This window comes from Rhizobium mesoamericanum STM3625 (assembly GCF_000312665.1).
Taxonomy (GTDB): domain Bacteria; phylum Pseudomonadota; class Alphaproteobacteria; order Rhizobiales; family Rhizobiaceae; genus Rhizobium; species Rhizobium mesoamericanum.
On the sequence record NZ_HF536772.1, the window covers coordinates 2,009,185 to 2,023,014 of the forward strand.

General features: G+C 59.5%; 12 protein-coding genes. 5 read left to right on the forward strand and 7 right to left on the reverse strand.

Going from position 1 to position 13,830, the window contains the following annotated elements; translation table 11 throughout:
• Positions 1 to 15: 15 nt before the first annotated feature.
• Positions 16 to 453, forward strand: a complete 438-nt coding sequence (locus BN77_RS09720; RefSeq protein WP_007531082.1) for a GNAT family N-acetyltransferase — start codon at positions 16 to 18, stop codon at positions 451 to 453.
• Positions 454 to 528: 75 nt separating this feature from the next.
• On the opposite strand, the gene BN77_RS09725 is transcribed toward BN77_RS09720, so the two are convergent.
• On the reverse strand, positions 529 to 1,434 hold the full coding sequence (locus BN77_RS09725; protein ID WP_007531084.1) for a DMT family transporter: 906 nt from the start codon (positions 1,432 to 1,434) through the stop codon (positions 529 to 531).
• A 142-nt stretch (positions 1,435 to 1,576) separates the two neighbouring features.
• Between BN77_RS09725 and BN77_RS09730 the strand changes: the two genes are divergently transcribed.
• The gene (locus BN77_RS09730) at positions 1,577 to 2,050 is read left to right on the forward strand and encodes an Lrp/AsnC family transcriptional regulator (protein WP_007531085.1); all 474 of its coding nucleotides are present in this window, start codon (positions 1,577 to 1,579) and stop codon (positions 2,048 to 2,050) included.
• A gap of 30 nt (positions 2,051 to 2,080) precedes the next feature.
• On the opposite strand, the gene mgtE is transcribed toward BN77_RS09730, so the two are convergent.
• On the reverse strand, positions 2,081 to 3,457 hold the full coding sequence (gene mgtE, locus BN77_RS09735; protein ID WP_007531087.1) for a magnesium transporter: 1,377 nt from the start codon (positions 3,455 to 3,457) through the stop codon (positions 2,081 to 2,083).
• Between the two features lie 340 nt (positions 3,458 to 3,797).
• Positions 3,798 to 5,012, reverse strand: a complete 1,215-nt coding sequence (locus BN77_RS09745; RefSeq protein WP_007531089.1) for an MFS transporter — start codon at positions 5,010 to 5,012, stop codon at positions 3,798 to 3,800.
• Between the two features lie 316 nt (positions 5,013 to 5,328).
• On the opposite strand from BN77_RS09745, the gene BN77_RS09750 reads away from it, so the two are divergent.
• Positions 5,329 to 6,273, forward strand: a complete 945-nt coding sequence (locus tag BN77_RS09750) for a diacylglycerol/lipid kinase family protein (protein ID WP_007531093.1) — start codon at positions 5,329 to 5,331, stop codon at positions 6,271 to 6,273.
• Here the strand turns inward: BN77_RS09750 and BN77_RS09755 are convergent.
• Complete coding sequence (locus BN77_RS09755) at positions 6,270 to 7,652, reverse strand: glutamine synthetase family protein (protein ID WP_007531095.1); 1,383 nt, start codon at positions 7,650 to 7,652, stop codon at positions 6,270 to 6,272. The two genes, BN77_RS09750 and BN77_RS09755, sit on opposite strands and share 4 nt — an antisense overlap.
• Positions 7,653 to 7,705: 53 nt before the next feature.
• Here BN77_RS09755 and BN77_RS09760 point away from each other — a divergent pair, with 53 nt between their 5' ends.
• The gene (locus BN77_RS09760) at positions 7,706 to 9,073 is read left to right on the forward strand and encodes an aspartate aminotransferase family protein (protein ID WP_007531097.1); all 1,368 of its coding nucleotides are present in this window, start codon (positions 7,706 to 7,708) and stop codon (positions 9,071 to 9,073) included.
• Between the two features lie 7 nt (positions 9,074 to 9,080).
• On the opposite strand, the gene BN77_RS09765 is transcribed toward BN77_RS09760, so the two are convergent.
• Complete coding sequence (locus tag BN77_RS09765; protein WP_040677009.1) at positions 9,081 to 10,577, reverse strand: glycosyltransferase family 39 protein; 1,497 nt, start codon at positions 10,575 to 10,577, stop codon at positions 9,081 to 9,083.
• Positions 10,570 to 11,586, reverse strand: a complete 1,017-nt coding sequence (locus BN77_RS09770) for a glycosyltransferase family 2 protein (RefSeq protein ID WP_007531101.1) — start codon at positions 11,584 to 11,586, stop codon at positions 10,570 to 10,572. The genes BN77_RS09765 and BN77_RS09770 overlap by 8 nt, the downstream gene beginning before the upstream one ends.
• Before the next feature lie 69 nt (positions 11,587 to 11,655).
• Between BN77_RS09770 and BN77_RS09775 the strand changes: the two genes are divergently transcribed.
• Positions 11,656 to 12,618 (forward strand): lysylphosphatidylglycerol synthase domain-containing protein, encoded by a 963-nt coding sequence (locus BN77_RS09775; RefSeq protein ID WP_040677010.1) that lies wholly within the window; start codon positions 11,656 to 11,658, stop codon positions 12,616 to 12,618.
• Here the strand turns inward: BN77_RS09775 and BN77_RS09780 are convergent.
• Complete coding sequence (locus BN77_RS09780) at positions 12,586 to 13,830, reverse strand: RNA polymerase sigma factor (RefSeq protein ID WP_007531107.1); 1,245 nt, start codon at positions 13,828 to 13,830, stop codon at positions 12,586 to 12,588. The genes BN77_RS09775 and BN77_RS09780 overlap by 33 nt on opposite strands.

Genomic DNA, 13,830 nt, shown 5'->3' on the forward strand with positions numbered 1-13,830 from the left:
GAAATCGACGCCTTCGTGACGCTGGCCGAGGCGCTCGGTGTTGCCAGGCAAGCGCACGCGCTACCGCACACTGTGTTGCAGGGATCGCTCGACGCGGGGCTGCTGCTTGTTGCCGCTGATGTCAGCGATCGTCCGGTCGGCTTTCTCGCGGCGGAGGAGATCGAGGGCATGCTCTATGTGATCGAACTGGACGTCTGCCGCAATTGGCAGCGCAGAGGTGTTGGGCGGCATCTGATGTCGGCTGCAATCGAGATGGCCCGGACGCGCCAATTATCCTCTCTGACGCTTACCACTGATCGCCACCTTCCATTCAATGCGCCCTTCTATTCTTCCCTCGGCTTTGTGCTGCCGAGCGCCGAGGTCTTACCTCGGTTCCTGCGCAAAAAGCTGAATTACGAAGTCGCGGTTGGGATGGACGCGGAAGGGCGCGTCGCGATGGTTCTTACCCTTTGAGAGTGTAGCGACGCCCGACCTGACAAATAGAATGAGCCGGCGGAATTCCCGCCGGCTCAACCTGCGAGGTTGTTGCTATCGGCGCGATGCAATACCGGTCGAGAGCGCCACGCCGAGTCCCGTGATAATGGCAGCGGCGATCTCTGCGATGCCGATCTCTTCGCCCAGCAGCATGCCGCCGCCGATCGTTGCCAGGACCGGCGTGATCGCCGTGAAGGCCGCTGCCTGTGTGCCACCCAGTGCATGAACGGCTAGACCGTAGGCGACTGTCGCGGCAAGGCCGGAAAGAAGACCTTGGCTCAAAACCTGCAGCCCAATTTCGCCAAGTGGCGCACTGGCGATCGACGTGCCGAAGACGATGGCCAGAACGATATGGATCAGGAAGGACCAGACCGCGATGAGCGCGCTGGCCTGCACGGCAGTCAGGCCGGAGCGGCGGAAGGCATGTGTGTAGCTTGCCCAGAGAACTGCAGCCATCGGCAGCAGCACGAAGCTGCTTCCCGGTAGGGAAGCGCCGGCAAGGCTGCGAACCAAAAGGATGGCGACCCCAGCGACGATTGCGGCCAGGCCGAACACGCGCATGACATCAGGCCGTTCCTGGAAGCCGATAACACCGATCAGCGCAGTTGCTAGCGACATGGAACCGCCGAGCAGAATGCCGGCCGCAGATGCGGGGGTGGAGTGAATGGCCGACGTGGTCAGCTGGAAAAAGACGGCGCCCGCGCCTGCAACCATTGTGACGAGCAGAGCGATCGGCACACCCTTCGGCAGCAGTCCCGTCTTTAGCCAGACAGGCGCCAACGCCAGCGCCGGAATACCATAGCGGATCAGGCCGATATCGATCGTCCCGAGTTGCGTTGTTGCGCTGTGGCGGGTCGCAAGGATCCATGCAGCCCAGATCAGGACCGTGACGACAGCGCCGGCATATCCGACTGTCGTCGAAGTGGATTTTTCGTTGTTGGTGAAGGTTACGGCGCTCATCTATCTCTCCTCTCATGATCGTCCGGCTGTCCGGCTGAGACAAGATTAGGCGGAAGTAGCGAGGCATGTCCTTGCTATTTATGCCGCCAAATGGCTAGTATGGGCAACTATCTGCCAAAAAGCCGAGGGAATTTTATCGATCATGCCAAATCTTGATAAATTTGATCTGGCGATCCTGAAATGCCTGCAGGAGGATGCCCGGGCAACGAACGTTGAGATTGCCGAGAAGGTCAATCTGTCGCCGTCGCCCTGCCTGCGGCGAATCCGCAATCTTGAAAAGACTGGTGTCATCCGCGGCTACCGCGCCGACATCGATCGCAGGGAAGTTGGTCTCGGCCTTACGGTATTCGTCGAACTCAAGGTCGCCCATCACAGCCGCGAGAACGCGCAGGCACAGGAGGCCGCATTGCTTGCCATTCCCGAAGTGGTTTCGTGTTTCCTGATCTCAGGAACGGCGGATTTCCTGGCAGAGGTGGTGGTCGAGGACCTCACGGCCTATGAGCGGCTGCTGACAGACACGCTGCTGACCTTGCCGAATGTCAGCGATATCCGCTCGAACTTCGCCATTCGCAGCATGAAAACCCATGGAGCGTTGAAGCTGCCCGAGCCGAAATGAAAACGGGGCCGATCGGCCCCGTCTTCCGGGTTAAAGGAGCGTGCCGCTGAGGATCAGCAGAGCCACCGAGAAGTAGATTACCAGCCCGCTGACATCAACAAGCGTCGCGACGAACGGGGCGGAGGCGCTTGCCGGATCGAGCCGCAGCCTTTGCAGGATGAAGGGCAGCATGGAGCCCGCCAGAGACCCAAAGGTGACGATGCCGATCAGGGCGGCAAAGATCGTCACACCGACCAGAACCCAGTGCTCGCCATAGTCAAAGAGTCCGATGTTCTGCCAGAGCACGATGCGGGCGAAGCCGACTAATCCGAGGATCGTACCAAGCACGATACCTGTCGGCAGTTCGCGCAGCAGGACGCGCCACCAATCGGAAAGCTTCAACTCTCCGAGCGCCAACGCGCGGATAATCAGCGACGTCGCCTGCGAACCGCTGTTGCCGCCGGAGCTCATGATCAGCGGCACGAACAATGTCAGCACGATCGCCCTCTCCAACTCACCTTCGAAATGCTGCATGGCGCTTGCCGTCAGCATTTCGCCTAGGAAAAGGGCGCAGAGCCAGCCCGCACGCTTGCGGATCATGCCGGCAAAGCCGATCTTCATGTATGGCTTACCGAGCGCTTCCATGCCGCCGAACTTCTGAGCGTCTTCCGTCTGGTCTGCGATCATCGTGTCAATGACGTCATCGACCGTGACGATGCCAAGCATGTGGCCATCCTCGCTCACGACGGGCAGGGCGAGCAGATTATGCTTGCGGATCAGCCGGGCGACATCTTCCTGCGTCATCAGCGGATCGGCACGCACAACCCCTTCCTTCTGTGCAACGCTCAGAACGGATTCACCGGGATCGCCGGTGATGAGACGGCGCAACGTGACGACGCTCGTGAGCACACGGCTGACGGCATCAAGGACGTAGATGGCATAGACCGTCTCGCGCGAACGCTCGACCTTGCGCACATGCTCCAGCGTCTGTTCGACTGTCCAGGTGTCGGGCACGCTGACGAATTCCGTCGTCATGATGCTGCCGGCGGTGCGGGGCGGATAGCCCATCAGGTGCTGGACGGCGAGACAGGTCGCGCGATCCAAGCGGGAGAACAGGTGGGCGCGGACCTCTTCGCTCATTTCCTGAAAGAGGTCGGCGACGCGGTCGTTTGCCACGGCGTTCAGCAGGCGCGCGGCATGCGCGACCGGCATCTCTGCCAGGATCGCGGCTGCGTGATGCAACTCGGGACGCCCGAGAATGCGCACAGCCTTCTGCTGCGGCAGCGTAACCAGGACCGCTGCGGCTTCGGAAATTTCAAGTGCGTTCAGTTGCTCGACACGCTCTGCCGTGGTGATCGTGCCGAGGTGGTCGCTGCTGAAGAAACGCGCGGCATGGCCTGCCCGCAGTGGGAAGCGATTGATGTTCATAGGCTCGCCTTTCCGTCGATCCGCCGTAGCGACCGACGGGCGAGCCCGACAGGAGTCAGGTCAGCGCACGAGGGCCGCGTACGGCAAAGGCAATCGACTGCTACTGTCGCTTGGCATCGTGATGATGGCTCCGTTGATATCCGCGGAAAACGGAGGTGATCCGCGTAAGGCTTTACCTGGTATCAATTGGCAAAAAAGTCAAGCGTTTGAGGCGCTTGGTGCCAGAATGCCGCACCCTTGGCGCGACGCTGCGTCCCGTCATCAGGTGCTGGCGTCCTGGGGGGAGGAGAATGTCCTCTGCCTGTCCGACGTCCGATATCTGCGGGATATTGCGGCCGCGTCAGCGGCCGCGGCGATCGAGGCTTAGAGACGCCGCAAACACAAAGATGCCGATAAACGACAGGATCGCGCCGACATAGCCGGTGGCGGCGAAACCATAGCCCTTTGCGATCACCAGGCCGCCGAGCCAGGCGCCGAGCGCGTTTGCGATGTTGAATGCCGAGTGGTGAGATGCCGCGGCAAGTGTCTGCGCATCCGCTGCGACATCCATCAGTCGGGTCTGGATAGCGGGACCAGCAGCAAAGCCGCAACCGATGCAGAAGACGCAGAGCGCCAGCATGAACGGATTGGCCGCGGTCAAGGAAAACAGCGTCAGCACGACGATGTTGAACACAAGGCAACCGCCGATCGTTCCCATCAGCGATTTGTCGGCAAGCCAGGAGCCGACGACATTGCCGACATTCATGCCGATGCCGAAGATGATAAGCATCACGGCGACCATGCTCTCGGGCAGCATCGCGACCTCGGTCGTGGTCGGCGCGATATAGCTGAACATGGCAAACATCCCACCGAAGCCAACGGACGCCGTCGCAAGCGTCAAGAGAACCTGCGGGCGCTTGAAGGCGCCGAGCTCCCGCTTGAAGCTTGCACCCTCGGCGAGGCGGTCACGCGGCACGTAGTACCAGATCAGGGCGACCGTCAGCAATCCGATGATGCCAACGATCGTAAAGGCAAGTCGCCAGTTGAGAGACTGTCCGAACACAGTGGCGAGTGGCGTTCCAAGCAGGGTCGCGACCGTCAACCCGAGCATGACGCGGCCGATGGCGCGAGCACGCTTGTGCGTGGGCACCATGGATGCGGCAACGATCGCGGCAACGCCGAAGTAGGCTCCATGCGGCAGGCCTGTTACGAAACGCATCACCGTGAAGCTGTCGAAGGTGGGGGCCATCGCGCTTAAGATGTTGCCGATCGCAAAGATACCCATGACGAGGAGGAGCAATGAGCGTCGCTCCATTTTCGCAGCAAGAACCGCAATGACCGGGGCGCCCACAACGACACCAAGCGCATAGGCGCTGATCACATGGCCCGCCTGAGGCGTCGTCACCGCGAAGGTATTGGCGACGTTAGGCAAAAGACCCATGATCGCGAATTCACCGGTGCCAATGCCAAAGCCGCCGCAGGCGAGCGCCAGTTGCACAAGCGCAATGGCGATCGGCGATGGGGCTTCGGCCACAGAGTTCGTCTCAATGGAATCGTTTACGGCGACCTGGCTCAAGACGCACTCCTTGGCATTCGATAGCTGACATACGGGGCGGGGCGTGATGCAGCCGGGACCGGTAGGCCGGAAAGGAAGGGAGATTGGGGACGCTGCTCCACTATCTCATGTATCGGTGATACACTCTTGCAGGTCGAGTGCGTTTTCTGCAGTGCAGCGTCCCCTGATATGCATAGGTTCCTTGCAAATTTGCTGGCTCTGTCTCCTCTCCCGCACGAACCGCGCGGCGCGCCTTGGCTTGAAATCGCCGCCATAGGAACCATCTCTTAGCAGCGCCGGCAGGTTTTGCCTGTCGCTAAGGACCAACGGGAACCCGATGAAACTAATTGGCTTTTTCAATCGAGACAGTGGGACCTTCAGGGCCACCGATATGGAAGCCTATGAAAGACGGGCCGAAGCGATCTTCAGGGAGGCTGGTCACGATTTCGATGCAATCGTCTTCTCCGGCAAGGAGATCGTGCCCGCCATGGAGCGCGCGGCTCGCCGTGACGACATCGATGGTATCGTTGCCGGCGGCGGTGACGGAACGATATCGGCGGCTGCGTCGATCGCCTGGAAGAACGGTGTCGCGCTCGGCGTGGTGCCCGCGGGCACAATGAACCTTTTCGCCCGTTCCTTGCGTGTTCCGCTCGATATATCGCAGGCGCTTGAGACACTTGCATTTGGCGAAGTCGATCACGTCGATATAGCCAGTGCCAACGCTCGACCGTTCATTCATCAGTTCTCAGCCGGGCTCCATGCGCGCATGGTGCGCTATCGAGATTCTTATACGTATCGAACGCGGTTCGGAAAGATGAGGGCAAGCTTGCGTGCCGCCTGCGGGGTCATACTGAATCCGCCCGAGTTCGAAGTCGATTTTGATGCCGCAGGCGTTCGCGAGCGCCGCCGGGTTTCTGCAATCTCCGTCTCAAACAACCCTTTTGGCCAGAACGCTTTGCTTTATGCCGACAGCCTCACCAGCGGTGAACTGGGCTTCTATACCGCCAAGCCGTTGAAGCCGCTCGGCGTCGCCCGCTTGGCGATCGATCTGCTGAGAGGCAAGGTGAGGGAAAATGCCGACGTGATGATCATGCATCCGGCCGAAGTTCACCTCCACTTCCCCAAGCTTCGTGCCAAGGCAAACTGTGTGATGGACGGCGAATTGCTGCCGCTTGCGCGTGACGTGGCTCTGAAGCTGCACCCCGGTGAGTTGAAGGTGCTCGTAAAACAGGGGCTTGCGGCGCAGGTGGAACAATCCGAGCGTCGCGAATCTGCAAGCTAGAGGCGCGGCAGGTAGGTGCGATAGTCGAAGTCCGAGACGGTGCGCAGGTAGGTGATGGCCTCTTTGCGTTTCGTGTCGCCATAAAGCTTCTGGTAGCGCTCACCGAATATGTCGGCGATGAACGGCGAGGCGCGGAATGCGTCAACCGCCGTCAGAAAATCGTGGGTTAGTTGCGTGGTGTGTCGAGGCGTATGTGACGGTGTCGTTTCCTCGCCGGGATCGAGTTCGTAATCGATGCCGAGCAACATGCCGCCGAGAATCGCACCGAGCAGCAAATAGGGGTTGGCGTCGGCGCCGGCCACGCGGTGTTCGACGCGAGCAGCCGGGCCATTCAGATCCGGGATGCGGACTGCTGTGCCACGATGACCGTATCCCCAGGTCAGGTCGACAGGCGCAAACGATCCAGGCTGGAAACGGCGATAGGAATTGGCGAACGGTGCGAAGACGAGTTGCGCATCGCGCATCGTCTGCAGCAGCCCGGCACAGAGGGATTTCAGCCGCCGCGGGTCGTTGCCTTTTGCATCGAGAATATTCCTCCCATGCTTGTCGATGACGCTGGCATGCACATGAAGTCCAGAGCCGGCATGGTCCGAGTAGGGCTTTGCCATGCAGGTGGATTTCAGTCCGTGCTTACGCGCCGCCTGTTCCACAATACGCTTCAGATAGATGCAGTCGTCGGCCGCGGCCAGAGCATCTGGCCGGTGCAGCAAGTTGATTTCGAACTGCCCCGGACCGAACTCCGCCGTTGTCGCATCAATCGGCAATCCCTGCACCTTGGAATAGGCGCGTACGGTCTGCAGGTAGTCGTCAAGCGCATCGACGGCGCTCATGTCGTAGAGCTGGAAGCCGTTTGGTTCGCCGCGATAGGTGAGATTGGTCGGCGGTGAAGGCCGGCCTGTCTCACGCCAATCCGGCTCGACGACATAGAATTCAAGTTCGGTAGCGACAACAGGCGTCAGGCCTCGCTCTTCATATCGCTTCAACACGGATGCAAGGATAGCGCGGGGGTCCATGAAGCTCGGGGTACCGTCGAACTCATGCATCGTAGCTAGGATCTGCATCGAACCTTCGGGCGCCCATGGCATCAGCGCCAGGCTGCGCTTGTCCGGAATGCAATTGCCATCCGGATCGCCAACGGAAAGCGAGAGGCCGGTGATGTCGTCGTTGTCATGGCCCCAGACATCGAGCGACTGCGTCGAAGAGGGAAGGCGGACCTCCCCGGCCCAGACTTTCTTTTGGGCATCGAGCGGAATCTGCTTCCCGCGCAGATCACCGTTCATACCGACGAGCAGTAGTTCGATGCGCGGGTTGCCGCCGGCTGCCGTGCCATGAATCTTATCGTCTTCCATGATCTTGAAAATCCTCTCGGAGAAGGCCAAGGTCGTAACCCATTGGAAAGAGGCTTTCAATCTCCGAAGGTGATTTGCAAATCATGTCCGATACTTACTCCCGTTCCAACCTCGCGGCTATCGATGCGGCCCATCATCTGCATCCTTTCTCGGACATGCGGAAGCTGAATGCCGACGGTACTCGCATCATTCAACGCGGCGAGGGCGTCTACATCTGGGATAGTCACGGCAAGCGCTACCTAGATGGCTTTGCGGGGCTGTGGTGCGTTAATGTCGGCTACGGGCGGAAGGAGATTACCGACGCCGTCGCCCGCCAGATGAACGAACTGCCCTATTACAACACCTTCTTCGGCACGACGACGACACCAACGGCATTGCTCGGCGAGAAGGTCACCTCCCACGCTGGACCGCACTTCAACCACGTTTTCTTCACGGGCTCGGGTTCCGAGGCGAACGACACGTGGTTTCGCATGGCACGGGTCTACTGGAGCGTGGTCGGCAAGCCTTCGAAGAAGATCGTCATCGCCCGCAAGAATGGCTATCACGGCTCCACGGTGGCCGGCGCCAGTCTCGGCGGCATGAAGTACATGCATGAGCAGGGCGACTTGCCGATACCCGGCATCGTACACATCGGACAGCCTTACTGGTACGGCGAGGGCGGTGAACTGTCCCCGGCCGAGTTCGGCCTCAAGGTAGCTCGGGAGTTGGAAGCCAAGCTCGACGAACTCGGCGAAGAGAACGTCGCTGCCTTCGTGGCGGAGCCCATTCAGGGCGCTGCGGGCGTGATCATCCCACCTGACACCTACTGGCCGGAGATCGCCCGCATCTGCAAGTCGCGCAACATCCTCCTCGTCTGCGATGAAGTGATCTGCGGCTTTGGCCGCCTCGGAGAGTGGTTCGGCCACCAATATTACGGCGTCGAACCGGACCTTGCACCGATCGCAAAGGGACTTTCCTCCGGCTATCTCCCGATCGGTGGCGTGCTCGTCAGCGACCGCATCGCTGATATTTTGATCAACGAAGTCGGGGACTTCAATCACGGGTTCACCTATTCCGGCCACCCCGTCTGCGCCGCCGCAGCGCTCGAAAACCTCCGCATCATCGAGCACGAAAGGCTCGTCGAACGTGTTCGGGAGGATATAGGTCCCTACTTTACCAAGGTCTGGGGAACGCTTGGCGAGCACGATCTCGTCGGCGAGGCGGTAAATGTCGGCCTCATGGGGGCGCTCCAACTAACTGCTGACAAGACAAGTCGCACCCGCTTCGAAAAGCCGGACGCGGTCGGAGCGCTGGTACGAAACCACGCGCTCGCAAACGGGCTTGTTCTGCGCGCTACTGGCGACCGAATGCTCGCATCACCGCCGCTGGTCATAACCCACGAGGAGGTAGACGAGATGGCCCGTATCGCAAAGATCGCTCTTGATTGCGCATGGCGGGCACTGAGAGCCTAGGCGCGGCTTAGCGCGGATAGATCCAGGCGTAGCCGAAGAGGCGTTGGTCTTCAGGTCGCCCGCCAATGTATCCGATGCCAGTGTTTTTGGTCGTCACTGCCAAGTAGTACGGTCCGAGGTTCTGTTGAATCCAATCAACCAGCGCCGCCGGGAGCGTTGTGCCCTCTTTAGCGGGAAGCCAAACGACCAGGATTGGCTTTTCCGCGGTCCAATCGTAGTCGATCGTGAGATTGCCGAAAAACGTGCATATCGTCGGAATGCCCGGTAACTGCAATTGCAGATTTCCCGACGCTAACCAGCCATCAGTCAGCACCAGTCCAGGGCGCTTGCCTTCCTCTGCAACAACCTTGCTGACAAATTCCGCGTAAGGCGCGTTGTAGGCCTCCGGTCGGCCGAAAAGCGTCGGCATGTACGCGCGGACCAGAATCACCGACGGGACAATGACCATCACCGCAAGTGGCACAACCAGGAACCGTCGCGCGAAAACGTCTGCTCGAATACCCCGTGCTTGCATTTTCAGGCAAAACGCGATCGGCATCAGAAACAGGAAGGGCAACACCCAGCGATCACGCATGGACGTTATGCCGATGGCGAAAACCAACACCAGGACCTGCAGACCAATCGCCAGGAATACGGTGTCGAAAAAATGAGCCCAGGCGGTCGTCGGTCGTAGATTGCGGAGAAACGACTTGCCGAAGATGATCGCATAAACCGCAACCAGAGGCGCCATGATGACGAGAACCTGCCCGATGAATTCAGTCGGGCCCTTGACCAGCTTGGCGAAGGCGCCGGTTGGCGCTTCTTGCGCCATCGTATCGAGCGTGCGGTTTGCGGCAAGACTGAAATTGTCGAGCAGCCAAAGACCATGCGGCAGGAAGAGCAGCACCGCGATAACGAGCGACAACAGGAAGCGACGGTCGAGCAGCCGCTTCAGTCCGTCCGGATGTAAAAACACTGCAATGAATGCTGCAAATACAACGAGAGTGAAGTTGTACTTCGTCAACATACCAAGGCCGAGCGTAATCCCGATCATCACGTATGAGAACAACGAAGGCATCTTCAGCGTCCTGATGATGCTGTAGAGAAGCAGGTTGATCATCAGCATCTGGGCGACCGTGTGGGTCAGATCCCTTTGTGCCTGCCAGAACACCTGCGGAATGGTGAACAGCGAAAGCGTCGCGATGGCCGCAAACATACGGTCATCGAGCACCAGTTTCGCGAGTTTGTAGTAGCTCAGGAAAACAAGAAACAGGACCAGGTTCTTGGCCGCGGCAATCGTTGCGATCGACAGACCGAACACGGATACGATCACGGCCTGGAACCAGTTATAGAGCGGTGGCTGGGTGTCGTAGCCGACCACAAGCCATTGCGAAAAGAACGCTTGCTGGGATTCGTCCATTCGCAGGCCGTTTGGCACGAGCAGGCGAACGATAAAGCTGATTACGAAATATGCCGCCAGCAGTAGGACAACAGTGTCCGGCTTGCGAGCAAGCAGATTACGCATTCTCGCTTCCATCAAAGATTTGGCGGATGATGTAGTTCGGTGACGTGTCGTCGCGGTAGTAGGTGCGCGCGATCATTTCGGCGAGGATGCCAGTCGTGATCAGTTGGACCGAGGAGAGCATGAAGACGATGCCGACCATCAACAGTGGACGCGTGCCGATATCGTTCCCCATGATGAACTTGTCGAAGAACAGGTAAATCATCACGAGGATCGAGATTGCACCGAGACCAAGGCCCAGTGAGCCGAAGAAGTGCCCTGGCCGTGCCTTATATCGCATGAAGAACATCACTGAAAGCAGGTCGAGGATCACGCGGAAGGTGCGCGAGATGCCGTACTTGGACTGGCCATGCTGACGGGCGTGGTGGCTCACGACCATTTCGCCGATGCGAGAGCTTGGCACGACGCCAGCGACCCAGGCCGGGATAAAACGGTGCATTTCGCCCATCAGCTTCACCTGCTTGATGATCGAGGCACGATAGATCTTAAGGCTGCAGCCGTAATCGTGCAGCTTCACGCCGGTAATGCGTCCGATCAGGTAGTTGGCGCACCATGATGGGATCTTGCGCAAAAGGAGGCCGTCTTGCCGGTTCTTGCGCCAGCCGACCAGAAGATCGAGCTGCCGGCGCTCAAGTTCGGCGACCATCGAGGGAATATCCTTTGGATCGTTCTGCAGGTCGCCGTCCATCGTGGCGATCAATCGGCCCGTGGCGGCATCGATGCCTGCCTGCATGGCGGCCGTCTGGCCGAAGTTGCGCTGCAGTTCGACAATCCTAAGGGTAAGACCCTCGCGGCCGATATGCTTGCGTGCGTTCGCCAAGGTGGCATCCGTGCTACCATCATCGACTAGAATAAGCTCCCAGCGATCGGAGTAACCTGCCATCGCCGAGCAGATACGATCGACAAGGGGGCCAACGCTCTCTTCCTCGTTGAAGACGGGTACCACCAGCGACAATTCGACCGGCCGCGTTGCTTCCACCGAGCTTTGACGCGAGTCTACCGTTGTCTGCACGTTCAATTTCTCCTACAAGGCCGACGGCCGCATGCGGCATTCGCCGCGATAGTCAGGAAAGCCTACTATATGAAGTTTCCGGTTGTTGCCAGCCGACAATCCTGGTTTATCCGCAATCGAATGACGCTGCTGACAGTAGTGATCGTTGCGGCTTATGCGCTTTTCATCCAGTGGTTCTGGGGCTGGCCGGTCATTCTTGGACAATGGGCGGACGTGGGCGCAATCCCGGTTGTTGGTGCTTTGGTTCTGCTAACCAGCACCTACTTCCTCAGGACCTGGCGGATCTACGACTATTTCCCGCGTGAGACTTCGGGGCGCTTCACAGTGCTTTTCCGGGTTACGCAGATACATAATCTTCTGAACATCATGTTGCCGTTTCGAACGGGCGAGACCAGCTTTCCGGTCTTGATGCGTACCGAGTTCGGTATCCCGTTGGCGCGCGGCACGTCTGCGCTCCTCGTCATGCGCATGCTTGACCTGCACGCTTTGCTTGCGGCCGCTGGCATAGGCTTTGCGATTGCATCAAAAGACAAGATCATCGCATGGGTCGCCTGGAGTGCCTTCCTAGCGCTGCCCGTGGTCGCTTTTGCTTTCAGGCGGCCGCTGTTGCTGCTGGCAAGCAAGCTTCTGCCGGCCAAGGCTCAGAAGCTCGTAATCGAAATCGAGAGGGGACTCCCAATAGATGCAGCGGCCTTTACACGCGCCTGGGCGATGACAATCATCAATTGGCTCGTCAAGGTGCTGGTCCTTGCTTGGGCCCTCAACCTCATGGGTGTTTTTCCGATGGCTGCAAGCTTCGGTGGGGCGCTTGGCGGCGAGCTCTCTTCGGTGCTCCCGGTGCACGCGCCGGGCGGTGTCGGTACTTATCCGGCCGGAATAACCGCCGGTGCAGTGGCCCTTGGCGCATCCAGCGAAAAAGCGGCCCTTGCCACCTTGGCACAGGCCAGTATCAATGCACATCTGCTGATTATCGTTTCGGCCCTGACGGGCACCGCAATCTCACTGCCGCTCGGCCGCAGCCGAAAGCTCTGAGATTCTCTTGCGCAGGAAGGCCTGCTCCGGCGCTTGCTGGCACAGCCTCAACGCTGCCTGGTACGCCGCAATGGCATCTGTTTTCCGCCCCATTCGCCTCAGAAAATCGGCACGGGCTGAGTGTGCCAGGTGGTAGCTCTCCAGTTCTCCAGTCTGCAGGATCGCATCAACGAGCTGCAGGCCCCTTTCTGCTCCATCCACCATCGCCACCGCGACTGCTCTATTGAGTTGCGCGATCGGCGATGACTGAGCAGCAAGCAACAGATCATAATAGCTGACGATGCGTTTCCAGTCCGTCTCCTCCGGTGTCGCTGCCCGCGCGTGCTCTGCGGCTATGGCAGCCTGCAGCGTATAGATGCCGACCTCCCCAGTTCTCAGGGCGCCGTCAAGGCGTGCTAGACCTTCGCTGATCTTTTGCCGATCCCAAAGCTTGCGATCCTGATCGGCCAGCAGAATGAGACCTCCCTCTGGGCCTCGCCTGGCGGCACGGCGCGAATCCTGCAGCAAGAGGAGTGCAAGCAGCCCGGATACGTCAGGATGCGGCAGTAGACCCGCAAGCAGCCGTATGAGGCGGATGGCTTCCGAGATGAGGTCGGCTCGCACGACCTCTTCGCCTGAGGATGCGGAATAACCTTCGTTGAAGACGAGGTAGATGACATGCAGTACCCGGTCCAACCGTTCTGGCAGCTCGTCCGCCTCGGGAACCTCGTAGGGAATTTTCGCCGTACGGATCTTGGTCTTTGCACGCACGATGCGTTGCGCCACAGTCGGCGCGGGTACGAGAAACGCGTGTGCGATCTCCTCGGTCGTAAGCCCACATATCTCCCGAAGTGCCATCGCCATCTGTGCGTCGGCCGGTATGGCCGGATGGCAGCAAGTGAAGATCAGGCGGAGCATGTCGTCTTCGATCAGGTCCACGTTACCGATCTCCGTTTCGTCGAAAGATCCGTATAGACTTTCCTCGATATCCTTCACCGACTTATCAAACCGTGACCGACGCCTAATGTGGTCGATCGCGCGAAACCGTCCGGCGGAAACAAGCCAGCCGAAGGGATTTGCCGGAATACCATCGCGCGGCCACGCACGAGCGGCGGCGGCAAACGCGTCATGCAACGCTTCCTCAGCCCTGTCGAAGTCGCCGAGGAGGCGGATGAGCGTCGCAAGGACTCGGCGAGACTGCGTTCGGTAGATGTCCTCAATCAGACGTTCCAA